The sequence below is a fragment of the Streptomyces sparsogenes genome (genome assembly GCF_001704635.1).
Classification (GTDB): domain Bacteria; phylum Actinomycetota; class Actinomycetes; order Streptomycetales; family Streptomycetaceae; genus Streptomyces; species Streptomyces sparsogenes.
This window is the reverse complement of sequence record NZ_MAXF01000130.1, coordinates 58,990-82,301: the sequence shown is the minus strand read 5'-3', so window position 1 is coordinate 82,301 and position 23,312 is coordinate 58,990. Positions and strand designations below refer to the sequence as shown.

General features: G+C 74.6%; 18 protein-coding genes. 8 read left to right on the top strand and 10 right to left on the bottom strand.

The window, feature by feature from the left end; translation table 11 throughout:
* Positions 1 to 803: 803 nt before the first annotated feature.
* Together BBH68_RS27205 and BBH68_RS27200 are read right to left on the bottom strand one after the other, a co-directional pair.
* Complete coding sequence (locus BBH68_RS27205) at positions 804 to 2,444, bottom strand: amidohydrolase (RefSeq protein WP_065966313.1); 1,641 nt, start codon at positions 2,442 to 2,444, stop codon at positions 804 to 806.
* A 98-nt stretch (positions 2,445 to 2,542) separates the two neighbouring features.
* On the bottom strand, positions 2,543 to 2,983 hold the full coding sequence (locus BBH68_RS27200; protein ID WP_065966312.1) for an Lrp/AsnC family transcriptional regulator: 441 nt from the start codon (positions 2,981 to 2,983) through the stop codon (positions 2,543 to 2,545).
* A gap of 417 nt (positions 2,984 to 3,400) precedes the next feature.
* On the opposite strand from BBH68_RS27200, the gene BBH68_RS27195 reads away from it, so the two are divergent.
* Positions 3,401 to 3,793, top strand: a complete 393-nt coding sequence (locus tag BBH68_RS27195; RefSeq protein WP_104531418.1) for a hypothetical protein — start codon at positions 3,401 to 3,403, stop codon at positions 3,791 to 3,793.
* A gap of 104 nt (positions 3,794 to 3,897) precedes the next feature.
* On the opposite strand, the gene BBH68_RS27190 is transcribed toward BBH68_RS27195, so the two are convergent.
* The gene (locus BBH68_RS27190) at positions 3,898 to 5,070 is read right to left on the bottom strand and encodes an acyl-CoA dehydrogenase family protein (protein WP_065966306.1); all 1,173 of its coding nucleotides are present in this window, start codon (positions 5,068 to 5,070) and stop codon (positions 3,898 to 3,900) included.
* Between the two features lie 342 nt (positions 5,071 to 5,412).
* On the opposite strand from BBH68_RS27190, the gene BBH68_RS27185 reads away from it, so the two are divergent.
* Entirely contained in the window at positions 5,413 to 6,699 is a 1,287-nt protein-coding gene (locus tag BBH68_RS27185) for a glycoside hydrolase family 18 protein (RefSeq protein ID WP_065966304.1), read from the top strand.
* 119 nt (positions 6,700 to 6,818) lie between these two features.
* Here BBH68_RS27185 and BBH68_RS27180 read toward each other — a convergent pair whose 3' ends face one another.
* On the bottom strand, positions 6,819 to 7,457 hold the full coding sequence (locus BBH68_RS27180; protein ID WP_245738331.1) for a sigma-70 family RNA polymerase sigma factor: 639 nt from the start codon (positions 7,455 to 7,457) through the stop codon (positions 6,819 to 6,821).
* Positions 7,458 to 7,503: 46 nt separating this feature from the next.
* On the opposite strand from BBH68_RS27180, the gene BBH68_RS27175 reads away from it, so the two are divergent.
* Positions 7,504 to 7,701, top strand: a complete 198-nt coding sequence (locus BBH68_RS27175; protein ID WP_065966302.1) for a zf-HC2 domain-containing protein — start codon at positions 7,504 to 7,506, stop codon at positions 7,699 to 7,701.
* Between the two features lie 235 nt (positions 7,702 to 7,936).
* Here BBH68_RS27175 and BBH68_RS27170 read toward each other — a convergent pair whose 3' ends face one another.
* The gene (locus BBH68_RS27170; protein ID WP_065966300.1) at positions 7,937 to 8,620 is read right to left on the bottom strand and encodes a hypothetical protein; all 684 of its coding nucleotides are present in this window, start codon (positions 8,618 to 8,620) and stop codon (positions 7,937 to 7,939) included.
* Positions 8,621 to 8,826: 206 nt separating this feature from the next.
* On the opposite strand from BBH68_RS27170, the gene BBH68_RS27165 reads away from it, so the two are divergent.
* The 3 genes from BBH68_RS27165 (at position 8,827) to BBH68_RS27155 (ending at position 12,198) form a co-directional block, all read left to right on the top strand.
* Positions 8,827 to 10,098, top strand: a complete 1,272-nt coding sequence (locus BBH68_RS27165) for a GAF domain-containing protein (protein ID WP_065966298.1) — start codon at positions 8,827 to 8,829, stop codon at positions 10,096 to 10,098.
* A 194-nt stretch (positions 10,099 to 10,292) separates the two neighbouring features.
* Positions 10,293 to 11,816 (top strand): aldehyde dehydrogenase, encoded by a 1,524-nt coding sequence (adh, locus tag BBH68_RS27160; RefSeq protein ID WP_065966296.1) that lies wholly within the window; start codon positions 10,293 to 10,295, stop codon positions 11,814 to 11,816.
* A 13-nt stretch (positions 11,817 to 11,829) separates the two neighbouring features.
* Complete coding sequence (locus BBH68_RS27155; RefSeq protein WP_065966294.1) at positions 11,830 to 12,198, top strand: DUF779 domain-containing protein; 369 nt, start codon at positions 11,830 to 11,832, stop codon at positions 12,196 to 12,198.
* A gap of 111 nt (positions 12,199 to 12,309) precedes the next feature.
* Here the strand turns inward: BBH68_RS27155 and BBH68_RS27150 are convergent, their stop codons facing one another.
* The 3 genes from BBH68_RS27150 to BBH68_RS27140 all read right to left on the bottom strand — a co-directional run bounded on the left by BBH68_RS27150 (position 12,310) and on the right by BBH68_RS27140 (position 17,188).
* Positions 12,310 to 14,493, bottom strand: coding sequence for a putative bifunctional diguanylate cyclase/phosphodiesterase (locus BBH68_RS27150; protein WP_170066601.1), 2,184 nt, complete (start codon positions 14,491 to 14,493; stop codon positions 12,310 to 12,312).
* Positions 14,494 to 15,090: 597 nt separating this feature from the next.
* Positions 15,091 to 15,591, bottom strand: a complete 501-nt coding sequence (locus BBH68_RS27145) for an Hsp20/alpha crystallin family protein (RefSeq protein WP_065966290.1) — start codon at positions 15,589 to 15,591, stop codon at positions 15,091 to 15,093.
* A 193-nt stretch (positions 15,592 to 15,784) separates the two neighbouring features.
* A complete protein-coding gene (locus tag BBH68_RS27140) occupies positions 15,785 to 17,188 on the bottom strand; it encodes a peptidase C39 family protein (RefSeq protein ID WP_065966288.1) in 1,404 nt (467 codons plus the stop codon).
* Between the two features lie 230 nt (positions 17,189 to 17,418).
* Between BBH68_RS27140 and BBH68_RS27135 the strand changes: the two genes are divergently transcribed.
* Together BBH68_RS27135 and BBH68_RS27130 are read left to right on the top strand one after the other, a co-directional pair.
* A complete protein-coding gene (locus tag BBH68_RS27135) occupies positions 17,419 to 18,048 on the top strand; it encodes a uridine kinase family protein (protein WP_174589099.1) in 630 nt (209 codons plus the stop codon).
* A 459-nt stretch (positions 18,049 to 18,507) separates the two neighbouring features.
* Positions 18,508 to 20,409 (top strand): AAA family ATPase, encoded by a 1,902-nt coding sequence (locus tag BBH68_RS27130; protein ID WP_065966286.1) that lies wholly within the window; start codon positions 18,508 to 18,510, stop codon positions 20,407 to 20,409.
* A 28-nt stretch (positions 20,410 to 20,437) separates the two neighbouring features.
* On the opposite strand, the gene BBH68_RS27125 is transcribed toward BBH68_RS27130, so the two are convergent.
* Positions 20,438 to 21,622 (bottom strand): hemolysin family protein, encoded by a 1,185-nt coding sequence (locus tag BBH68_RS27125; protein ID WP_065966284.1) that lies wholly within the window; start codon positions 21,620 to 21,622, stop codon positions 20,438 to 20,440.
* A complete protein-coding gene (locus tag BBH68_RS27120) occupies positions 21,619 to 23,010 on the bottom strand; it encodes a hemolysin family protein (protein ID WP_065966282.1) in 1,392 nt (463 codons plus the stop codon). Before BBH68_RS27120 ends, BBH68_RS27125 begins: the two co-directional genes overlap by 4 nt.
* Positions 23,011 to 23,312: the final 302 nt, after the last annotated feature.

Below are 23,312 nucleotides of genomic sequence, written 5' to 3'. Positions count from 1 at the left end.
GGCCGGGGCGGGGCTCCTCGGCCCGGTCCCGGCCGGGGCGGCCGGCTTCGGGACGGTCGCGCTCGGGGCGTGCCGCGGCCGGGGCGTCGGCGTCGGCCGGGGCGTCGGCCGCGGGAGGCGCGGCCGCGGCCTTCGGACGCTTCCCCGGTCGGTCTTCGGCCGTGCCCGGCGGGCCGGCGTCGGCGTTGGTTTCGGTACCCGGATGCACGTGCTGCCTTCCTGCAAGTCGTGCTGTGGTGAGGTGACCGTACAACGCGGGACTCCGCGATGTGTCCCGAGGTGCGGAACGCCAGGAGGAGACGGCCGGTTCCGCGGGGCGCCGGGGAGGTGTCGGGAACGCGCCAGGAAGCCTCGGGAAGGCGGCGGAAGCGCGGCGCGATCCCGCCGCGCACCGCGGGGCGGTGCGTGCGGATCGGGGCCCGGCGCCCTTCGGGCCGGCCTGGGACCCGCTGGCTGCGGGTCGACCGAGAGCCGTTGTCTACTGAGCGTCCGGGCCCCTCCCGGGTCGCACCTGCCGACCCGGCGATCCCTCCCTCGCCCCCGTGCGCTGGACCTGGCTCCCAGCGGCGGCGCGCCGGTCCGGCACGCCACCCCATGGCCCAGCGGCGTTCGACGACTGCGTGGAGATTCCCCGGTCGGACGTCCTGTGGTGGACTCGGCCGAACCTACCGGCCGCCGACCGCACCCTGTCAACACCGGCATGACCTGCGCCGTTTCCTCAAATGAGCAGGTCAGTACGGACAGTGTTCAGCCGCCGCGACAACCCGCGGGAGCATCGTTCGGCGGTACGGCGCGACCGTGCGTCACTCGTCCGGCCGGAGGTACACGGTCCGCCCGGCCACCACCGTGCGCACACAGACCGGGAGTTGGGCGCCCGGCGTGAGGTCGGGCAGCCCCGGCGTCCCCGAGCGCGGATCGGTCGACCAGCCGGCGACGCGGGTGTCGGGCACCTGTACGACGAGCTCCCCGGTGCGCCACACCGCGTAGTCGGCGGGCGCGCCGGGCACCAGGACGCCCGCGTCGTCGCGCCCGATGGCCCGCCAGCCGCCGCGGGTGTGGGCGGTGAAGGCGGCGCGGGCGGAGACGCGGTGCTCGGGGGTGCGGTGGAAGGCGGCGGCGCGGACGGTGCCCCAGGGGTCGAGCGGGGTGACCGGGCTGTCGGAGCCGAGCGCCAGGGGCACGCCGGCGCGCAGCAGCGCGGCGTACGGGTTGAGGGTGCGCGCCCGCTCCGGTCCGAGCCGCTGCGCGTACATGCCGCTCTCGCCGCCCCAGGCGGCGTCGAAGGCGGGCTGGACGGAGGCGGTGAGGCCCAGGTCGGCGAAGGCGGCGATGGTGTCGGGGGTGAGCATCTCGGCGTGCTCGACGCGGTGGCGGGCGGCGCGGACGCGGGCCGGGCCGACCTTGTCGGCGGCCGCCCGTACGCCCTCCACGACGGCGGTCACGGCGGCGTCGCCGATGGCGTGGAAGCCGGCCTGCAGCCCGGCCTCGGTGCAGGCGATGACGTGGGCGGCGATCGCGGCGGCGTCCAGGTGGGCGGTACCGGTGTGCGGCGCGTCGGCGTACGGCTGGTGCAGATGCGCGGTGTGCGAGCCGAGCGAGCCGTCGGCGAAGAGGTCGCCGGCCGCGCCGAGGGCGCCGAGGTCGCGCACCTTGTCCAGGTCGGCGGCGCTCGCGGCGGGCTCGGCCCAGTAGCCGAAGACGCGCGGGCCGGGCTCCTCGGCGGCCAGCCGCAGCAGCCCGGTGAGGTCGTCCTCGCCGGAGATGTCGGGGCCCGCGCACTCGTGGACCGAGCCGATGCCGAGGGAGGCGGCCCGGGCCAGGGCGGCGCGCTGGGCGTCGGCGCGCTGCCGGGCGGTCACGGCGGCGTGGGCGGCGGCGCGCACGGCGTGGTGGGCGGCGCCGGTCAGCGGCGCGTCGGGACGGTATCCGGCCAGCCCGGCGATGTCCGGAACCAGGTCGAGCACGGCGGTGGTGACGACGGCCGAGTGCACGTCGACGCGGGTGAGGTAGAGCGGGCGGCCCCCGGTGGCCTCGTCGAGCTCGGCGCGCGTGGGCGGCCGCCCCTCGGGCCAGGCGCTGGCGTCCCAGCCGTGGCCGAGCAGGATCCGGTCGTCGGGGTGGGCCTCCGCGTACGCCCGCACCCGGCCGAGCGCGTCGGCGAGCGTGCGGGCGCCCGCCAGGTCGAGGCCGGTGAGGGCCAGGCCGGTGGCGGTGGTGTGCACATGCGCGTCGGTGAACGCGGGCGTGACCAGCGCCCCGTCGAGGTGGACCACCTCGTCCACACCGTCGGCGAAGCTGTCCGCGGCGCCCTCGGAGCCGACCCAGGCGACGGTGCCCCGCTCGACGACCATGGCGGTGGCGAACGGGTCGGCGGGGCTGTGCACCTCGCCGCCGCGGAGCAGGACGGTGCGGCCTTCGGCCGGGGCGGGTGTGGGGTCGTTCACGGCGGGCTGCCTCGCGGGGTTCGGGATCGGGCGTTCGGTACGCCCCTCAGTCTCGCCCTTCCGCGCGGCCGGCCCGCACAAGGGGGTGCGCGGCGCGCTCAGACCCGGGGCGGGCGGGCCTCGTACGGCGTGGAGAGCACGACGGTGGTGCGGGTGGAGACCCCGGCCAGCGAGCGGATCCGGCTGAGCAGGTTCTCCAGCTCCAGCGGCGTGGCGACGCGCACCTTGAGGATGTAGTTCTCGTCCCCCGCCACGCTGTGGCACGCCTCGATCTCGGGCACGTCGGCCAGCCGTTCGGCGATGTCGTCGGGCGCGCTGGGGTCGAAGGGTTTGACGGAGATGAACGCGGTGAGGGGCAGGCCGACGGCCTCCGGGTCCACGACGGCCGCGTAGCCGCGGATGACGCCCCGCTGTTCGAGCCGGCGCACGCGCTGGTGCACCGCCGAGGTGGACAGGCCGGTGGCCTTGCCCAGGTCGGTGTAGCTCATCCGCCCGTCCTTGACGAGCAGTTCCACGATCTGTCTGTCCAGCTCCTCCACAGCCGCTCACCTTAGACCCTCCGGCAGCAGGGCTCGCGGCGTCGCGTGCCGATGGCTCTCGCCTGACCGCACCGCGCTCGTCGCACGCAGCGCCGCTGCGCTCTCCTCACGCGGCACGCCCAGACTCGGCCCTCGACCCGCTCCTTCACCCGCGCTCCCTACTACCGGAGGGTCTTATGGTGTCGAGGACGGTCCGGCCCAGTCGGCCGCCCGCTGTGAACCAGCCAGGGACATACACCCATGTTCGCAGCATCTGCACCGGGCATGTGACGAACGCCACATACATTCGCCGGGGTCCCGGGGAGTGCCGCGATTACCCGCGTAGTGCCGCGGGAAATGCTTGCTGTGGTCGAGGCCGACGAGCCTGGCCAGGCCGAGGCCGACGAGCCCGGCCGTCCCATTCCGAGGGGGAAACTCATGCCCTATTTGGAGCGCCTCGACGAAGGCGACAACGATACGGACGAGACCTACGAGATCTTCCGGGTCATCTGCCCGGACTGCGCTCGTCCGATCGCCCTGCTGGCGGACGAGGACGTGCTTCCCGAGCACGCGCTGTGCCCGTCCCCGTGGAACCCGTTCGGACTCACGGTCTGCCCCGGCACCGGGCGGGGGGTGGCGGACGCCTCCGCCGCCGACGCGTCGCTGGACGCGTCGGAGCAGGACGCGGCGCTCCTGCTGACGCTGCCGGAGACGCTGGACTGGCGGATGCAGCCGTTCTCGCACATCGGCGGCCCCGGGTCGCAGCCGATCCGGATGCCCGGCCTGCGCCGCCGTCGGCCGTCGTCCCGGGCCCAGGAGTCCCGGGCCTGAGGTCCCGGGCCCGGGAATCCAGGCCCGCGAGTCAGCCGCTCACCGAGGGGGCCCGGCGCGCCGCGCCCCCACTGGCGTGAGCCTCACTTCCCCACCGCGCCGCCTCAGCCGCTCTCCGGCCCCGCGAGATGGCGGGCGATCACCACGCGCTGGATCTGGTTGGTGCCCTCCACGATCTGCAGCACCTTGGCCTCCCGCATGTAGCGCTCGGCCGGGAAGTCCGCGGTGTAGCCGTAGCCGCCCAGCAGTTGGACGGCGTCCGTGGTGACCTGCATGGCGGTGTCGGTGCAGAACAGCTTGGCCATCGCCGCCTGCTTGGAGAACGGCCTGCCCGCGTCGCGCAGCCGCGCGGCCGCGAGGTAGAGGGCGCGTCCGGCCTCGATCCGGGTGGCCATGTCGGCGAGCATGAAGCGCAGCCCCTGGAAGTCCGCCACGGGCCGGCCGAACTGCCGCCGCTCGGTGGTGTAGGCGAGCGCCTCGTCCAGCGCCGCCTGGGCGACGCCGATCGCGCAGGCCGCGATGCCGAGGCGGCCCGCGTCCAGGGCGGACAGCGCTATGGCGAAGCCCTGGCCCTCCTCGCCGACGCGGCGCGCGTCGGGCACCCGGACGCCTTCGAGGTGGATCTGGGCGGTGGGCGAGCCCTTCAAGCCCATCTTGCGCTCGGGCGTGGCGGCGGAGAGCCCGGGGGCGTCGCCGGGGACGAGGTAGGCGGTGATGCCCCGGGTGCGGTCGGATCCGCTGCGCGCCATGACGGTGTAGAAGTCGGCGATGCCGCCGTGGGTGATCCAGGCCTTGGTGCCGTCCAGGGTCCAGGTGTCGCCCTCGCGGGTGGCGCGGGTGGTGAGCCCGGCCGCGTCGGAGCCGGACGAGGGCTCGGACAGGCAGTAGGCGCCCAGCAGCCCGCCGCCCAGCATGGCGGGCAGGTGCTCGGCGATCTGCTCCTTGGTGCCGTAGTGGGCGAGCGCGTGGCAGGCGAGGGTGTGCACGCTGACGCCGAGGCCCACGGTGAGCCGGGCCGCGGCCAGCTCCTCGAGCACCTGAAGGTAGACCTCGTACGGCTGCTCCCCGCCGCCGTACTCCTCGGGGTACACCAGCCCCAGCAGCCCGGATCGCGACAGCAGGGTGAACAGCTCGCGCGGGAAGCGTCCGGCGGCCTCCTCCTCGGCCGCGTGCGGCCTGATCTCCCGCTCGATCACCTCGCGGACCAGCGAGATCAGATCCCGGGCCTCTTCGGTGGGCAGTTCCCGCTCCACCGGCTGCGGTCCGTGGTCGGTCATGACGGCGCTCCTCTCCCTGTCGGGCGCTGCGGCGGCGCGGCGCCGGGGGTGTGGCGGCGCCGCCGGGGTGCGTGCTGCCGGGCGGCCGGGGCCGCTCCGTCGGGTCGCGAACGGGGCGTGACCTGCGCCGTGGCGGTTGGAGTATGCCCGATCCGGGGCCCCGCGTCACCGATTGGTGGATCTTCAACCGAGTTCGTCGAGCGGTGAGCAAATTGGTCCAAACCATTGACCGCTCTGGTCTAGTCCTTCTACGGTGCTCCCACCGCGCCCTACGCGTTCATGTCAAGTCATGGGCGGGTCGTCAACAGCACCACTTCCCCTCACCCCCACGGAGGAGAATCCATGCGCAGACCTCGCGGAATCCGCGGACTGCTCGCCGCCCTCGCGGCGCTGTGTACGGCGGTACTGGCCGCCACGATGCTCGCCGGCCCGGCCGCCGCCGGGGAACCCGGACTGAAGGCCGCGAAGGCCGGCACCACGCCGGAGGCGAAGGCCGGTCCGACGGCGGGCACGAAGGCCGCCGCGGGCAACAAGGTGGTCGGCTACTTCACCGAATGGGGCATCTACCAGCGCAACTACCACGTCAAGAACATCCAGACCTCCGGATCCGCCGCCAAGCTCACCCACATCAACTACGCCTTCGGCAACGTCACCGGCGGAAAGTGCGCCATCGGTGACGCCTACGCCGACTACGACAAGGCCTACGACGCGGCGAGCAGCGTGGACGGCGTCGCCGACACCTGGGACGCGGGCGCGCTGCGCGGCAACTTCAACCAGCTGCGCAAGCTCAAGAAGCTGCACCCGAACCTGAAGGTGCTGTGGTCCTTCGGCGGCTGGACCTGGTCCTCCGGGTTCGCCGAGGCCGCCAGGAACCCCGCCGCCTTCGCCCAGTCCTGCTACAACCTGGTCGAGGACCCGCGCTGGGCCGATGTCTTCGACGGGATCGACATCGACTGGGAGTACCCCAACGCCTGCGGCCTCACCTGCGACAGCAGCGGCCGGGCCGCCTTCAAGAACCTGATGGCCGCCCTGCGCGCCAAGTTCGGCAGCGGCAACCTGGTGACGGCCGCGATCACCGCGGACGCGTCCTCCGGCGGCAAGATAGACGCCGCCGACTACGCCGGCGCCGCGCAGTACGTCGACTGGTACAACCCGATGACCTACGACTTCTTCGGCGCGTGGGCGGCCCAGGGCCCGACCGCCCCGCACTCCCCGCTCACCTCCTACAGCGGCATCCCCACGCAGGGCTTCAACACCGACGCCGCGATCAGCAAGCTCAAGGGCCTCGGCATCCCGGCCTCGAAGCTGCTGCTGGGCATCGGCTTCTACGGCCGCGGCTGGACCGGGGTCACCCAGAGCGCCCCGGGCGGGACGGCGACCGGCCCGGCCCCCGGCACGTACGAGGCTGGCTTCGAGGACTACAAGGTGCTCAAGAACTCCTGCCCGGCGACCGGCACGGTCGCGGGGACGGCGTACGCGAAGTGCGGCAGCCAGTGGTGGAGCTACGACACCCCGTCCACCATCGCCGGGAAGATGGCCTACAAGCAGCAGCAGGGCCTCGGCGGCACCTTCTTCTGGGAGCTGAGCGGCGACACGTCGAACGGTGAGCTGATCAAGTCCATCAACTGAGACCTCGACGCCCACACCAAGGGGCGGCTCCAGGACGACGCGGCGGCGCTCGTCCTGGAGCACGTCCCCGGCCGGCGCGTCCCCGGCCGAGCGGGGCTCCCCGGCGCCGGGGAGCCCCGCTAGCGGGAGCCCACCGGCTCGGGCATCGCGACGCGGGCCGGCGGGGCCGCGCGGCCCGGTTCGGCCGCACCGGAAGCCACCCGCTCCGCCGTCGCCAGCTGCTCGATCAGCGCCTCGCGGGCGCGGGCCACCCGGGAGCGGATCGTGCCCACGGGACAGCCGGCGACGAGCGCCGCCTCGGCGTACGGCAGGCCGAGCAGCTGCGTGAGGACGAACGCTTCGCGCCGGTCGTACGGCAGCAGGGCGAGCAGCTGGGACAGGGCCACCCCCTCGTCGAAGCCGGTGTCCGGGAGCCCCCGGCGCGAGGCCCGCTCGGCCGCCGTCTGCCAGTCGTCGGTGTCCGACAGCCGCGGCCTGGCCGCGTTGTGGCGCAGCCGGTCCACGACCGCCCGGCGGGCGATCGACAGCAGCCAGGTGCGCGCCGAGGATCTGCCCTGGAAGCGGGGCAGGCCGCGCAGCGCCCGCAGATAGGTCTCCTGGACGAGGTCGTCGGCCGCGTTCGGGTCGTCGCTCAGCCGGTGGACGTACCGCCACACATCGCGCCGGGTGGCGCGTACGAAGCGGTCCACGGCCTCCAGGTCCCCGCCGCGGGCGGCGAGCGCCCAGGACGTCAGGGTCTCGTCGTCGCGGTCAGGCATCGCGGCCCTCCGCGCCGACGGGGGCGGCATCGGGGACCATGAGGGGGTGGTCTGTGCTCAGTTCAGGGTCGCCGTGTCGGCCCGTGTCGACGGCGAGGCGCCGCCGCCGGAGGTCCCGGACGCGGCGCTCGACGCCCATCTGCTGGAGTGCCCGGAGTGCCGCCGCTGGGGTGAGCGGGCCCGGCGGCTGCGGGAGCTCGCGGCCCGTCTCGACGGCGAGGCCGCCGGTCACGGCGGACCGTGAGAGCCGGGAGCCGGGGTGGCCGCACCCGGGCGGCGGGGATACGGGCGGTCGGGACACGGGGGGCCTTCCCGCGCGCCGCCGGGAGACGCGCGGTGGGGATACGGGCCATCGGGCCGGGCGCCGTCGTGGCGCAGCGGCCGGTGTGCGGGCAGGGGTCATCGCCTGCGGTCCTTCCTGGGGTCCGGGCGGCCGTCGGGCCGTCCGGTGTCGTGGTGGGCCTGGAGGCCGCCGTCCGTCAGCGGACGGCGGCGGCCCCGGGCGGCGGACCACGGGTGGCGATGACGTGCGCGAGCAGCAGCCGCCGCAGCCGCTGACAGCCGCCGTGGCGGGCGGCGCGGACGCGGGGCCGCCCGGGCACGTGCGGCGGGCCGTACAGCAGGGTCAGCAGGGGCGCGAACAGCCCGGCCGCCAGGGCCCGCAGCAGCCGGAACGCGGCCTGTTCCCCGCCGGAGAGCCACATGCCGCACAGCAGGGCGGCCAGCAGGTGCGCGGACCACATGCCGAGCGCGCCGTGGCCCTCGCCGCCGGGGAGGGGGGCCGCGGCCATGGCGTGATGGGCGTGGGCGTGGTCCATGAGGTGGGCGTGCCCGGACCCGTGGGCCGCCATCGGCATGGTCATGGGCATGTGCGTCGGCGCCGCGCCGGGCGCCCCCGGAGCGGCCATGGCGCCCTGGGCGAGGGTGAACGCGACGTGGAGCGCGGTCTGCGCGCCCACGGTCGCGGCGACGACCACCAGCGGGCCGCGCTCGCGCCCCGCCAGGCACCAGGCCGGCCCGCCGGTGGCCGGCACGGCGGCGGCGATCACCCACCAGGGGATGGCGGCCCCGGACATCAGGGCGTGTCCGAGCGCGGCGAGCAGCACACAGACCGCTGCGAACACCGCGGCTCGCAGCGCCCGCAGTACGTGGCCCGCTTCCATGACGCCCTCATCGTCGCACCCGCGTCTCGCCTGCCGCCGCCAGGGGCGCGGAAGTTGAGCAAGACGCGCGTGCCGCGGGGCGCTCCCGGCTCTTGCGGGCCGGCCCGCGCGCGGGAGAGGCTGAGGAACGGGGGCGGCCGGCGCCGCTCGGCTGTACCGTGCCGCCCGTCGCCGACCTGCCCGTCCGTGACCTCGAGTGAGGACCCTTGGCCAATCCCTGGCTGGCGATGGCGTCGGACGCGGATCCGGCGGAGCGCGTCCGCGCGGTGCGCCGCGCCCATGAGGCGTTTCTGACCGAGGGGGCGGTCTCGCCGGCCGTCCGCCCGGTGGTGGCGGAGTCCTGGCGGCGCTCGGCCCGGGCGCGGGTGGCCCAGGAACGCCTGGCGCCGATCGACCTGGCGGACGCCGAGCTGGAGGCGTACCGCGCCGAGCACCCGCTGGCCCGGGTGATGCCGCTGTTCCGCGAGCTGCTGGGCGGTATCGCCCACGACGGGGCGCATCTGCTGGCGGTCTGCGACGAGCAGGGCCGCATGCTGTGGGTGGAGGGGCACGCGGGGGTGCGGCACCGGGCCGAGCGGATGAACTTCGTGGCGGGGGCGCGCTGGGACGAGCGGCACGTGGGCACCAACGCGCCGGGCACGGCGCTCACCCTCGACCACGCGGTGCAGATCTTCGCCGCCGAGCACTACAACCGCACGGTGCAGCCCTGGACCTGCGCCGCCGCCCCGGTGCACGACCCGCACACCGGGCGGCTGCTGGGCGCGGTGGACATCACCGGCGGCGACCACCTGGCGGCCCCGCACACCCTGGCCCTGGTCCAGGCGACCGCCCGGGCCGCCGAGGCCCAGCTGGCGGCCGAGGCGCCGCGCGCGACGGTCCCGCGGACGCGCCTGGTGGCGCTGGGGCGCGACGAGGCGCTGCTGCTGACCGGCGGGCGGCGGCTGCGGCTCGGGCCGCGGCACAGCGAGATCATGGTGCTGCTGGCCGCCCACCCGGAGGGCCTGAGCGGCGACCGGCTGGCCCTGGAGCTGTACGGGGAGCGGGCCGACCGGCGCTCCCCGGTCACCCTGCGCGCGGAGCTGTCGCGGCTGCGGCGCCTGGTGGGGCCGCTGCTGGGCTCGCGCCCCTACCGGCTGTGCGCGCCGGTGGGGGCCGATGTGGCGGAGGTGGCGCGGGAGTTGGCGGCCGGGAACACGCAGGCGGCGGCGCGCGCGTACGCCGGGCCCCTGCTGCCGCTGTCGGAGGCGCCCGGGGTGTGCCGGATGCGCGGGATCCTGGAGGACGACATGCGGCGCGCCGTACTGGCCCGCGGCGAGGTGGAGTTGCTGCGCTGGTGGACCCGGGCGCCGTGGGGCGAGGAGGACCTGGAGGCGGCCGAGGCCCTGCTGGCGGCCCTCCCGGCGCACGCGCCGGGCCGGGCGGCCCTGGTCCCCCGCGTGCGGCGGCTGCGCGCGGCGTACGGACTCGGCCCCCTCTGACCCCCAGCCCCCCTCTGACCGCCGGCCCTCTCCGACCGCCGGCCCCCTCTGACCGCCGGCCCCCTCTGACCCCGGCGCCGACCGCCCGGGCGCGGCCGCCTCGGCGCAACCTCCGTGCAACGTACCGGCCCCTAACCTCGCCGCCGACGTCGTCCCGCGACGTCATGCCACGACGAACACTGGGAGAGCCGCCCATGACGCGTTACGCGAACCCCGGAGCCGAGGGCTCGGTCGTCCGTTACCAGCCGCGCTACGACCACTGGATCGGCGGGGAGTACGTACCGCCCAAGCAGGGCCGGTACTTCGAGAACCCGACCCCGGTCAACGGGCAGCCGTTCACCGAGATCGCCCGGGGCACCGCCGAGGACGTCGAGCGGGCCCTGGACGCCGCCCACGCGGCGGCCCCCGCCTGGGGCCGCACCGCGCCCGCCGAGCGCGCCGCGGTGCTGCTGAGGATCGCCGACCGCATGGAGGAGCACCTCGAGGCGCTCGCGGTCGCCGAGACCTGGGAGAACGGCAAGCCGGTGCGCGAGACGCTGGCCGCCGACATCCCGCTGGCCATCGACCACTTCCGCTACTTCGCCGGGGTGCTGCGGGCCCAGGAGGGCAGCCTGTCGCAGCTCGACGAGGACACCGTCGCCTACCACTTCCACGAGCCGCTGGGCGTGGTCGCCCAGATCATCCCGTGGAACTTCCCGATCCTGATGGCCGCGTGGAAGCTCGCCCCCGCGCTGGCCGCGGGCAACGCGGTGGTCCTCAAGCCCGCCGAGCAGACCCCGGCCTCCATCCACCTGTGGATGAGCCTGGTCGCCGACCTGCTGCCGCCGGGCGTGCTCAACATCGTCAACGGCTTCGGGGTGGAGGCCGGAAAGCCGCTGGCCTCCAGCGCGCGCGTGGCCAAGGTCGCCTTCACCGGCGAGACCACCACCGGGCGGCTGATCATGCAGTACGCGAGCGAGCACCTGAAGCCGGTGACGCTGGAGCTGGGCGGCAAGAGCCCGAACATCTTCTTCGAGGACGTCTCGGCCGCCGACGACGACTTCCTGGACAAGGCCCTCGAGGGGTTCACCCTCTTCGCCCTCAACCAGGGCGAGGTGTGCACCTGCCCCTCGCGCGCGCTGGTGCAGCAGGGCCACTATCGCGACTTCATGGACGCGGCCGTGGCCCGCACCCGGAAGATCGTCCAGGGCCATCCGCTGGACACCGACACCATGATGGGCGCCCAGGCGTCCAACGACCAGCTGGAGAAGATCCTCTCCTACCTGGACATCGGCCGGCAGGAGGGCGCCCGCGTGCTGACCGGCGGCGCCCGCGCCGACCTCGGCGGCGAGCTGTCGGGCGGCTACTACGTGGAGCCGACCATTTTCGAGGGCGGCAACCACATGCGGGTCTTCCAGGAGGAGATCTTCGGCCCGGTGGTGGCCGTGGCCCCGTTCAGCGACTTCGACGACGCCATCAAGATCGCCAACGACACGCTGTACGGGCTGGGCGCCGGCGTGTGGACCCGCGACGGCACGACCGCCTACCGCGCCGGCCGCGCCATCCAGGCGGGCCGGGTGTGGACCAACTGCTACCACGCCTACCCGGCGCACGCGGCGTTCGGCGGCTACAAGCAGTCCGGCATCGGCCGCGAGACCCACAAGATGATGCTCGACCACTACCAGCAGACCAAGAACCTGCTGGTGAGCTACTCCCCCAAGAAGCTCGGGCTGTTCTGATGGGCGGGCTGTGATGGGCGGGGCCGAGGTGTCCCGGGTCGCGGTGACCCCGGCCGCGGCGGAGCTGATCCGGCGGCTGAGCGAGGCGCACGGCCCGCTGATGTTCCACCAGTCGGGCGGCTGCTGCGACGGCAGCGCCCCGATGTGCTACCCGCTGGGCGAGTTCCGTACCGGGGCGGCGGATGTGCTGCTCGGGTCGCTGGAGGTGGAGGGCGTCGCGGAGCCGGTCGGGTTCTGGATGTCGGCCGAGCAGTTCGAGCGGTGGCGGCACACCCATCTGACGGTGGACGTGGTGCCGGGCCGGGGCAGCGGCTTCTCCCTGGAGGCCCCGGAGGGCGTCCGGTTCCTGATCCGCTCCCGGCTGCTGGACCCGCCGGGCTAGCACTGGCCCTGGCCCTGTCCCGGCGCGCGCGGCGGCCGGGGCGGGGCCCGGCACCCGGGCACGGGCGTCAGGCCGCCGTCAGCCGACCGCCGGCCCGCCGTCGATGCGCCGTCAGCTCGCGTCGGCGAGGGCGAGGGTGTGGAGGCGCTCGGGCGGGCCCGGGCGGGCGTAGTACCAGCCCTGGGCGGTGTCGCAGCCCAGGCCCCGCAGGTACTCGGCCTGCACGGCCGTCTCCACGCCCTCCACCGTCACCGCCAGGTCGAGGGTGTGGGCGAGCGAGACGATCCCCTCCACGATCTTGACGTCGACGGGGTCGATCGGGGCCCGCTGCATCCCCCGGGTGAAGGAGCGGTCGAGCTTGAGCGTGGAGACCGGGAGCCGGCGGAGGTAGGACAGGTTGGAGTAGCCGGTGCCGAAGTCGTCCAGGGCGATGTCCACGCCCAGGTCGGCGAGTTGGCGCAGCGGGCGCAGCGCGTCCTCGTCGGCGCCGATCAGGTCGTTCTCGGTGACCTCCAGGCACAGGGCGCTCGGGCACAGCCCGGCGTCCTCCAGGACGGCCACGGTGTCGGAGACCAGGCTGGGGTGGCTGAGCTGGCAGGGCGAGAGGTTGACGTTGACCCGCAGCCGGTCGCCGTCGCCCCCGGCGGCGTCCCGCCAGTCGCGGGCCTGCCGGGCGGCCTGTTCCAGCACCCAGCGGCCGAGCGGCACGATCAGGCCGGTGTCCTCGGCGAGCGGGATGAACTGGTCGGGGCCGAGGACCCCGTGGGTGGGGTGGAGCCAGCGTACGAGCGCCTCGGCGCCGCGTACGGTGCCGTCGGCCAGCCGCACCAGGGGCTGGTACTCGATGAAGAACTCGCCGCGCTCCAGGGCGGCGGGCAGCCCGTTGGTCAGGCTGTGACGCGCGATGACCCGCGCGTTGGAGTCGGCGTCGGCGAGTTCGTAGCGGTTGCCGCCGGCCGCCTTGGCCCGGTACATCGTGATGTCCGCGCTGCGCAGCACCTCGGCGCGGCCGATCTCGCCGGTGGCCCCGTCGACCACGCCGATGCTGGCCCGTACCAGCAGCTCGCGGCCGTCGACGCGGACGGGCTCCTCGAGGGCGGCGAGCATCCGGCCGGCGAGGGCGGCGCTGTCCTGCTGCGCCGTGGGGCCGGTGACCAGGGCCAGGAACTCGTCGCCGCCCACGCGCGCGATCAGCTCGTCGGGGGTGGCGGCGCAGGCCTGGAGGCGCTCGGCGACGACCTTGATCAGCCGGTCGCCCGCCATGTGGCCGAGGCTGTCGTTGACCGCCTTGAAGCCGTCCAGGTCGAGGTAGCAGACGCCGAAGCGCTCGGCGCCGGACTCGCCGGCCAGCACCTTGTCGAGGTGTTCGAGGAACAGGGTGCGGTTGGGCAGCCCGGTCAGCTCGTCGTGGGTGGCCTCGTAGCGCAGCCGCTCGCGCAGCAGCCGGTGCTCGGTGATGTCCTCGGCGAGGGTGAGCTGGTACTGCGGGGCGCCGGTGGAGTCGCGGAGCAGGGTGACCGTCAGGTTGGTCCACAGCACGCTGCCGTCGTCGCGGTAGTGCGGCTTCTCGACCCGGAAGTGGTCGCGCTGTCCGGTGACCAGCTCGCGGTAGATCTCGTGGACCCCGGGGGCGTCGTCGGGGTGGACGAACTCGTTGACGTTGCGGCCGGGGCGGAAGAAGTCCATGCCGCCGAACATCCGGGCCATGGCGTCGTTGACGACCAGGATCTCCCCGTCGAGGCCGCAGATCCCGACGCCGATGACCGCGCCCTCGAACACCGCCTGGAACTTGGCCTCGCTGGCGTGCAGGGCCTTCTCGGCCTCGGTTCGGGCGGCCTCGGCGGCGCGGGAGAGGGCCTCGTGCTGATCGCGCTCGCGCTTCCTGAGCTCGCGGACGAAGCCGGCGGCGAGGGCGTGCTGCAGCCGGGTGCAGCGGGTCCGCGCCTCCTCGTCGGCCATCGGGGGGTCGGGCGGGCAGTGCGGCACCAGATGGCTGTCGATGGCGCCCAGGATGGCCGGGAGGGCCTCGGGTTCGGCGCACTGCGCGCCCACCAGCGCGGCCCCGACCTCGTACGCGGGCGCGGTGTCGAAGGGCTGGGAGGCGAGGGCGGCGCTCAGCCGGCGGGCCAGCGGCACCAGGTGCGCCTCGAATTCGGTGCGGCTCATCGTGGTCGCCGTCACCGGGTGGACGGCGGCGCTCCAGAGTTCCGCGAACCGCCTGATCCCGGCGTCCGCCGCCGTGGTCTCCTCCGCGCGCTCCCTGGGTCTCGGCCCGCCGGCCGGCCCGGAGGTCATATCGCGGGCCCCGCCGCGGCGCGGCCGTGACCGGCCGCCGCTTCCTCGCCTGTGCCGTCGTCGCCCTTCGGCCGCCAGTACACGTCCTGCACTTCCTCGCCCTCTTCCGGCTTCCGGGGCCGCCCTCGGGGTCGTCCGCGTCCTCGGGGAAGTGGAGCATGACGAATAGCGGCAGGGCAACCCGCTGCTGAACCGAGATTACTGACCGGCCGTCCGCGGTGGAACGGGAAGTGGAAATCAATAGTCCGCTTCTCGGGGTTTTTCGGGGTTTTATCGGCGCCGGTAACGGAAAAGCCGGGAGGAGCCGGGCAAGTGCCGGGCGCTTCGGGGCAGCGCCGCGCGGCAGGGGCGGATTCCACCCCCTTCCGCCGACCGCGGCGGAACGCGCCCGAGGGGGTGTCTCCTCGATCTCTGTGGATCAGCCCGCGGCGTCTGGTGCGTGCGATCGCAAGGCGGAGGGTCGCCCTCGTAGTGGGCCTACTCGGGCGGGCCCGACAACGCAGCGAGCGTGCGTGCCAGGCGTCGCGGGCCCGCAGAGATCGGGGAGACACCCCCTGGGGCGGTCCCGCCGCGCGAGGGAGCCTGCTTCGGCGAATCTCAGCCGCCTCCGCTCTCCCCGGCCTCGGTGATCTCGATGTGGCGCGGCTTGGTGGTCTCCGCCTTGGGGACGTCGATCGACAGCACGCCTTCCGACATGCTCGCCTTGACCCCTTCGGTGTTCACTTCGCCCGGCAGCCGCATCCGGTACTCGAAGTGCCCGGTGCGGCGCGTGCTGCGGCGCACGACGCCCTTGCGCTCCCGTTCCCGGATCTCGCCGGAAATGGCCAGTTCCTGCCCGCTCACCTCGACGTCGACCTCGTTGCGGCTGACTCCGGGGAGCTCGATCTGGAGGTGGTAGCCCTCGTCGCTCTCGGACACGTCGGCGGACGGCGTCCAGGCCACCAGGCCCATGCCCGGCAGGCCGCCGCCGACCGTGGATTCGAGCAGGCCGCCCATCTGGTTGAGCAGGTCGTCGAATTCGGCCAGGGGGCTGCGCGCCCAGCCGCGCCGGCGCTCCATCGCGCCCTCGTTCCCTGTGCGTCGGACGGGCATGCTCATCGCCCATCACCGTCCTCTCCGTGAGCCGCGGACTGTGGTGTCCGACGACCTCCCCCTGTCCAGCATGGGCAGCCTCGGGGCCGCCCGCACCTCGGATCATGGGCGGGGCGGGGACGGAGGCGGGGATGGGGATGGGGATGGGGAGTGGGGGGTGTGGGGGGGCGGCGCCCGGGGCCGGGCGCCGCCGGCGCGCTCAGCGGATGCCCAGCTCCAGCAGGGCCCGGCGCTGGCTCGCGGTCGGCCTGGCCGGGAAGTACAGGTAGCAGACGCCGCCGCTGCCGGAGACCACCTTGCCCTGCGCGTTGTAGCGCTTGGTGCGCAGCCAGATGTTCTCGAATTCGCGCCGCTTGTAGACGTGGCGGACGGCCGCGTTGTCGGCCGACGCCGGGTCGTTGGCGATCACGTCGCCGTCGGCGGTGAAGCCGATCACGGTCATCAGATGGCCCGCGGTGCCGTAACCGGCCCCGGTCAGCTCCTCCTTGAGGAAGGACTGGGAGGTGATCACGGGGATCCCGGCGGCGATCAGCTTCTCTGCGTCGTTGAGCGAGCCGAGCCGGGTGACCACGCCCTGCAGATCGCGGTACGTGGCGGCGTAGGCGGCGTTGAACGGCCAGTTGCCGCAGCCCTGGTACTGGTAGTCGAAGGTGTGCCGGGCGGCGTGGCAGACCTGCGGGTCGGCGTAGTCGGGGTTGACCCAGGCCAGGTCCGCGGCGGTGGGCCTGCGGCCCCAGTACTCGATGATCATCTGGGACGAGGTGGGGCTGCACCACGCCTCGCCGCCGTTGTCGTACTCCGGGTACTGGCCCTTGTGGATCTCCTGCGAGTAGCGCGGCACGGCCAGCTCCCGGCCGCCGGCCAGGCCCGGCGCGGAGGCGGGCACCTCGAAGCGGTCGGGGACGTCCGAGCCCATCGCGCCGACGCGCCACACCGTGGGCGTCAGACCGCTGCCGGGCCTGCGGTAGAGGGTCAGCCGCAGCCGGTACGAGGCCAGCCGCAGCCCGGTCGCCGGGGCGTCGATGGCGAAGGTGTCGGTCCACACCGAGCTCTTGCCGTCGCTCTGGTCGTCGACGGAGGTCCGCCGGATGGAGTCGGCGCCGTCCCCGGAGGCCCAGCGGCCCATCACGTACCAGGGGGTGTCGGTGCCGTCGGAGTACGTGCCCTTCAGCTCGGCCTGGATCCAGGTGCCGGCCGGGGTGCGGGCGTTCCAGGAGACGATCGCCTCGGTGGCGGGGTGGGGCAGGGTGTGCACCGGGGAGGTCCAGGTGGCGTACTCCCAGGCGGCCGTGGTGCCGGTGTGCGGATCGGTGTAGTCCGCGGTGCCCGCCGGGCGGGAGATGACCACACCGGGGCGGGCTCCTGCCTCGACGCGGATGCCCTCACCCGATCCGGCCCGCCAGTCGGCGAGGCTGCTCCAGCCGCGGTAGCCGACCGCCGGGGCGGCGGCCTCGCGGGAGGGCCGGGCCGGCGGGCGCACCCTCTGCGCGGCCGCGGCGGCGGGTGCCGCGGCCGATGAGGCCAGCGCGGCCGCCCCGGTGGCGGCGAGGGCGGCGGCGAGCACGGTGCGGCGAGGCGTGGATCCGTCTCCGGATCTGGTCATACGGGGTTCCCCCAGTCGTCGTCCGGGTGGGCCGCGGGTGCGCGACAGTCGCACAACTATGGCCGCTGCGAGTGGTTTCAGGCCAGTGATTCCCGGCTCCGCGCCGGATCAATATTGGTGCGACCAGTGGAGTGAACGAGGGCCGCCGGAACCCATGGCCCGGCCCCGCCCCCGGACGGGCCGAGGGCCCCGCAGCCGGGCGGCCGGGACACCGCCTAAGGTGGTCGGCGATGGACCTGCCCCGCCCCGCCGCCCCCCGCGCCCCCCTCGCCGCCCCGGACGCTCTCGGCGCGCTGGCCCGGCGGCTGCGGGCCCTGCCGCCCTCGTGCGGGCCGGTCCGGCTGGTCGCGGTGGACGGGCACGCCGGGTCGGGGAAGACCACGTTCGCCGGGCGGCTGGCGGCGGCGCTCGGCGGGGCACCCGTGCTGCACACCGACGACCTCGCCACCCACGAGGAGCTGTTCGCCTGGACCCGGCGGCTGGACGAGCAGGTCCTCGCCCCCCTCGCCCGCGGCGCCACCGCCCGGTACGCGCCCTACGACTGGGTGGCGCGCCGCTTCGCCGCCACCCCGCGGCGGCTTGCCCCCGCCCCCGTGGTGCTGGTCGAGGGCGTGGGCGCCGGCCGGCGTGCCCTGCGCCCGCGGCTGGCGCACCTGCTGTGGATGGAGCTGCCCGACGTGGACTCCTGGCGGCGGGGACAGCTCCGGGACGGACCGGAGCTGTCCACATTCTGGGACGGCTGGCTTCCCGCCGAGCGCGCGCATTTCGCCGCGGACCCCTCGCGCCCGTACGCCGGGACGCTGGTGGTGCAGCGAGACGAGGGGTACGAGTTGCTGGCGGGGCCCGCCGCGGCGGTCTGAGCCACCCCCGCGCCTCACGCTGCGTGACCACACACGGCCGGCCGGCGCCCGTCCGGCGCGCCCGACCCGCGACGCGCGCCCCAACTCCGCTTGACCTGGGGCCCATACAGGTCTTACGTTCTCAATGTGCGACTCGTACGAGTCGCCCCAAGACGCGAAGCCCCCGGTTGTTCCCCCGTGATCGGGGGCTTCGTCCTGTCCGGGGGCTCCCGGAGCCCCCGGCACAGCCCCTTCGGCGACCCTTTTCCGCCGCTTTGCTCCCCACCGCCCTCACCCTGGGTGACCAGCGTCTTCCGGCCTTTCACGCCCCCTGCGCGCCCCCGCGCACGCCGCCCGGCCAGGCAGGTCGGACACGAACAGCCGTGCGGCACCCTCGGCCCGTGCGGCCTGCGCAGGTACGATGCGAAAGGGGCAGCCGCCCCGGCGGCAACCACGGGGGCAGGGTTGGTGGGGGACGTGATGGATTTCGGCACCCAGGGTTCGCACTCCCCGGCCGATCTCGCCTGGCTGCGGGCCGTCGACGCGTACACCATGGGCGCGTACGCCCAGGCCGAGGACGAGTTCCGGACGGCGGTGCGGCACGACCCCGGCATGGCCGACGCCTGGCTCGGTCTCCACGCGCTGCGCGCCGACACCACGACCGCGCTGCTGCGGATGTACCGGCACCGCGACCGCTTCGGCGAGCAGCGCGCCCGCCACCACCGCACCCTGAACTCCTGGTACTGGCTGGGCTGGTGGGTCCAGCCGGTCCTGGAGACCAGCCGGGACCTGCTGCTCGCGCACGCCTCCCACTGGCTCGACGGCCGCCACGTCCCCGAGCTGGACCGGGCCCTGGCCGGCTGCCCGCCCGTGGAGGCCGACCCGCAGGCGCGGTTCCTGCACGCCTGCCGCGCCTACCTGGTCAAGGACTGGGAGCAGCTGGTGCGGCACACCGAGCCGCTGCTGGACGACCCCTTACTCGGCATCGAGGCGGGGCTGTTCGGCGGCATGGCCCGGGTGCGCCTGGAGATGTACGGCCAGGCCGAACCACTGCTCGCCGCGGCCCTGATGCGCTGCCGCAGCGAACAGCCGCAGCGCAAGGAGCTGCGCTACTGGCTGGCCCGCGCCCACGAGGGCACCGGCCGCAGCGCCGCGGCGCTCCCCCTCTACCGCGCGGTGCACCGCATCGACCCGACCTTCATGGACACCGCGGCCCGGCTGGCGGCCATAGCCGAGGGCGACGGCCTGGACGAGACCGCGGACCTGGCCGCCGTGTCGCTGGCCGGACTCGGCAGCCAGGACGCCGCCGAGGGCCGCGACGGCCCCGCCGCCGACCCCGACCCGCTGGTCACCGCCGACCCGGCGGACGGCCGGGAGCCGCGCCCCACCGGCCCGGAGCCGGAGGGCCCCCCGCTGGTGACCGCGCCCGCGGTGGCCGCCGACGGCCCGCGCGAGCGGGCCGGCGTCCCCCCGCAGCCCGGCCCCTCCGACCCGGTCCTGCTGGAGCACGCGCTGCAGGAGCTGGAGCGCATGGTCGGCCTGGAGCCCGTCAAGCGGCAGGTGCGGGCGCTGTCGGCGCAGCTGCACATGGCCCGGCTGCGCGCCGGGCAGGGCCTCCCGGTCCAGCCGCCCAAGCGGCACTTCGTCTTCTCCGGCCCCTCCGGCACCGGCAAGACCACCGTGGCCCGCATCCTGGGCCGGGTCTTCTACGCGCTGGGGCTGCTGAGCAGCGACAATCTGGTCGAGGCCGGGCGTGCCGACCTGGTCGGCGAGTACCTGGGCCAGACCGCCGTGAAGGCCAGCGAGCTGATCGACTCGGCGCTCGGCGGGGTGCTGTTCGTGGACGAGGCGTACTCCCTGTCCAACTCCGGCTACAGCAAGGGCGACGCGTACGGCGACGAGGCGCTGCAGGTGCTGCTCAAGCGCGCGGAGGACAACCGCGACCGCCTGGTGGTGATCCTGGCCGGCTACCCCGAGGGGATGGACCGGCTGCTGGCCGCGAACCCGGGCCTCGGCTCGCGCTTCACCACGCGCGTCGACTTCCCCAGCTACCGCCCGCTGGAGCTCACCCGGATCGGCGAGGTGCTGGCCGCCGAGAACGGCGACCGGTGGGACGAGGAGGCCGTGGAGGAGCTGCGCTCCATCAGCGGACACGTCGTGGAGCAGGGCTGGATCGACGAGCTGGGCAACGGCCGGTTCCTGCGCACGCTGTACGAGAAAAGCTGCGCCTACCGGGATCTGCGGCTGTCCGGCTGGTCCGGCACCCCGACCCGCGACGACCTCGCCACGCTGCGGCTCCCGGACCTGATGCAGGCGTACGGCGAGGTCCTGTCCGGCCGCGGCCCCATGTACCGCGACCCGCAGGACCCGCCGCCGGTGTAGCGCCGGCCACGGGCGCGGCCGCGCCCGCTCAGCCGACCATCGCCCGCTCCTCGTCCTCCGACGCCGAGGTCTCCGAGACGGAGGGCCCCGAAGCCGAGCCCCCCGAACCCGAGGCCGCTGAAGCCGGCTCCGAAACCGCGGCCGCCGTCCCGGCCCTGGGTTCGGCCACCCGGTCGCGGGTCCCGCCCCGGTGGGAGGGGTCCCGTACCTCGCCGACCAGCATCTCCAGGACGTCCTCCAGGGCGACCAGGCCCAGCACCTTGCCCGTGGCGTCGGCCACGGCCGCCAGGTGCGAGGCCGCCCGCCGCATCACGGTGAGCGCGTCGTCCAGCGGCAGCTCCGCCCGCAGCGTCCCGATCGGCCGCCACAGGTGCTGGGGCACGGCCCGGTCCGGGGCATCGAGGTCCAGGACGTCCTTCACATGCAGATAGCCCATGAAGGCGCCGCCGGCCCCGCGCACCGGGAAACGCGAGTAGCCGGTCCGTACGGTCAGCTCCTCGATCTGGCGGGGCGTGACCGAGGGATCGACGGTGACCAGGCCCGCCGGGTCAAGCAGCACATCGGTGACCGGGCGGCTGCCCAGTTCGAGGGCGTCGGCGAGCCGCTCCTGCTCACCGGGGTCGAGCAGCCCGGCCTGCCGGGAGTCCTCGACCAGGTGGGTGAGCTGCTCACTGGTGAAGACCGCCTCGACCTCGTCCTTGGGCTCCACCCGGAACAGCCGCAGCACCAGCCGGGCGCAGGCGCCGAGCAGCGCGGTGACCGGACGGCACAGCCGGGCGAAGGCGACCAGGCCGGGAGCGAGCCACAGCGCGGTCTTCTCGGGGGCCGCCATGGCCAGGTTCTTCGGCACCATCTCGCCGATCACCAGGTGCAGACAGACCACCACGGCCAGCGCGATGGCGTAGCCGAGGGGGTGGACGAGCTGCTCGGGCAGGTGGACGGCGTGGAAGACCGGCTCCAGCAGGTGCGCCACGGTCGGTTCGGCGACCGCGCCGAGCGTCAGCGAACAGACGGTGATGCCGAACTGCGCGGCCGCCATCATCTGCGGCAGGTTCTCCAGGCCGGTGAGCACCGTACGGGCGCGGGCCGAGCCCTCGGCCGCGCGTGGCTCGATCTGGCTGCGGCGGACGGAGACGAGGGCGAACTCGGCGCCGACGAAGAAGCCGTTGGCGAGGACCAGGAGCACGGCGAAGAGAAGTTGGACCAGGCTCATCGTTCCGCCCCCCGGGCGCCGTCGCTGTGGGCGCCACCGGCGAGAGCGCCACCCGCCGTCACCAGGCCGCCGGTGCCGGTGCGTATGATCCGCACCCGCTCGGCCCGGTGGTGTCCGACCTGGCGGACGGAGAGCTTCCAGCCGGGCAGCTCGGCGGTGTCGCCGACGGCCGGGATCCGCGCGAGGAGGTCGGCGACCAGGCCGGCCACGGTCTCGTACGGGCCGTCCGGCGCCTCCAGGCCGATCCGGCGCAGGGTGTCGACGCGGCAGCCGCCGTCGGCCTCCCAGGCGGGGCGGCCGTCCTCGGCGGCGGTCGGCATCAGGTCCGGGGTGTCCGCGCCCTCGTCGTCGTGCTCGTCGCGCACCTCTCCGACCAGCTCCTCGACGATGTCCTCCAGGGTGACCACGCCCGCCGTGCCGCCGTACTCGTCGACGACGACGGCTATCGGCTGTTCGCTGCGCAGCCGCTCCAGCAGGGGCTGGACCGGCAGCGTCTCGGGAACCAGCAGCGGGGGCTGGGCGATCCGGCCGACGGGCGTGCGCAGCCGCTCCGCCGAGGGCACCGCGAGGGCGTTCTTGAGGTGGACCATGCCGATCACCTCGTCGAGGCGGTCGCGGTAGACGGGGAAGCGGGACAGCCCGGTGGCGCGGGTGAGGTTGAGCACGTCCTCGGCGGTCGCGGAGGACTGGAGGGCGCTGACCCGGACCCGTGGGGTCATCACATGCTGGGCGGTCAGCTCCCCGAGGGTCAGGGTGCGGACGAACAGGTCGGCGGTGTCCTGCTCGATGGCGCCGGCCAGCGCGGAGTGGCGGGCCAGGGAGACCAGTTCACCGGGGGTGCGGGCGGAGGCCAGTTCCTCGGTGGGCTCGACCCCCAGCGCCCGCACCAGCCGGTTGGCGACCGTGTTGAGCAGGGAGATGAGCGGGCGGAAGAAGCGGGCGAAGGCGTGCTGCGGACCGGCGACGAACCGCGCGACCTGCAGCGGCCGGGAGACGGCCCAGTTCTTGGGGACCAGCTCGCCGACGATCATCTGCACGGCGGAGGCGATCAGCATGCCGAGGACGACGGCGACGCCGGAGACCGCCCCGTGGGGCAGTCCGGTCGCGGTCAGCGGGCCGGTCAGCAGTTCGCCGAGCGCCGGTTCGGCGAGCATGCCGACCACCAGGGAGGTGATGGTGATGCCGAGCTGGGTGCCGGAGAGCTGGAAGGACAGTTCGCGCAGGGCCTCCACGACGGTGCGGGCCCGGCGGTCGCCTTCGGCGGCGGCCCGCTCGGCGTCCGGCCGTTCCACGGTGACCAGGCCGAACTCGGCCGCGACGAAGAAGCCGTTGGCGAGGATCAGGACGAGTGCTGCGGCGAGCAGCAGGAGGGACAGGGTGACGCTCATGCCGCCGCCGTCGGGTGAGGGGCGGCGCAGGTACTACAGGACGATCCGTCCATCTCTGGAGGGAATCACTCCTCGGGTCGCAGGGGCCTGCCAGGGGCGCGCCGGAGGCGCGCGGACAGGTGGTACGGGCCGGGGCACCGTCGGCGCCCCGGCAACAGGGTAATCAAGGATCGGGCTTTCGGGGCAGGCCCCGTAGCCCCTGACAGGGCCGATCGAGCGGTTGGGGGCCCGCTGGGGCCCGTCTTCAAAGGGGGCGAGGCGCCCTGCGAGACGGACCCTGGGGCCGTGGTCGGACGGCTGTT

What these genes read in the sequence shown, in the direction of transcription:
- BBH68_RS27195 (WP_104531418.1), top strand. Translation starts at nt 3,401, where the DNA reads ATGCCCTATTTGGAGCGCCTCGACGAAGGCGACAACGATACGGACGAG.
- BBH68_RS27190 (WP_065966306.1), bottom strand. Translation starts at nt 5,070, where the DNA reads ATGACCGACCACGGACCGCAGCCGGTGGAGCGGGAACTGCCCACCGAA.
- BBH68_RS27185 (WP_065966304.1), top strand. Translation starts at nt 5,413, where the DNA reads ATGCGCAGACCTCGCGGAATCCGCGGACTGCTCGCCGCCCTCGCGGCG.
- BBH68_RS27180 (WP_245738331.1), bottom strand. Translation starts at nt 7,457, where the DNA reads ATGCCTGACCGCGACGACGAGACCCTGACGTCCTGGGCGCTCGCCGCC.
- BBH68_RS27170 (WP_065966300.1), bottom strand. Translation starts at nt 8,620, where the DNA reads ATGGAAGCGGGCCACGTACTGCGGGCGCTGCGAGCCGCGGTGTTCGCA.
- adh (WP_065966296.1), top strand. Translation starts at nt 10,293, where the DNA reads ATGACGCGTTACGCGAACCCCGGAGCCGAGGGCTCGGTCGTCCGTTAC.
- BBH68_RS27155 (WP_065966294.1), top strand. Translation starts at nt 11,830, where the DNA reads ATGGGCGGGGCCGAGGTGTCCCGGGTCGCGGTGACCCCGGCCGCGGCG.
- BBH68_RS27150 (WP_170066601.1), bottom strand. Translation starts at nt 14,493, where the DNA reads ATGACCTCCGGGCCGGCCGGCGGGCCGAGACCCAGGGAGCGCGCGGAG.
- BBH68_RS27145 (WP_065966290.1), bottom strand. Translation starts at nt 15,591, where the DNA reads ATGAGCATGCCCGTCCGACGCACAGGGAACGAGGGCGCGATGGAGCGC.
- BBH68_RS27140 (WP_065966288.1), bottom strand. Translation starts at nt 17,188, where the DNA reads ATGACCAGATCCGGAGACGGATCCACGCCTCGCCGCACCGTGCTCGCC.
- BBH68_RS27135 (WP_174589099.1), top strand. Translation starts at nt 17,419, where the DNA reads ATGGACCTGCCCCGCCCCGCCGCCCCCCGCGCCCCCCTCGCCGCCCCG.
- BBH68_RS27130 (WP_065966286.1), top strand. Translation starts at nt 18,508, where the DNA reads ATGGATTTCGGCACCCAGGGTTCGCACTCCCCGGCCGATCTCGCCTGG.
- BBH68_RS27125 (WP_065966284.1), bottom strand. Translation starts at nt 21,622, where the DNA reads ATGAGCCTGGTCCAACTTCTCTTCGCCGTGCTCCTGGTCCTCGCCAAC.
- BBH68_RS27120 (WP_065966282.1), bottom strand. Translation starts at nt 23,010, where the DNA reads ATGAGCGTCACCCTGTCCCTCCTGCTGCTCGCCGCAGCACTCGTCCTG.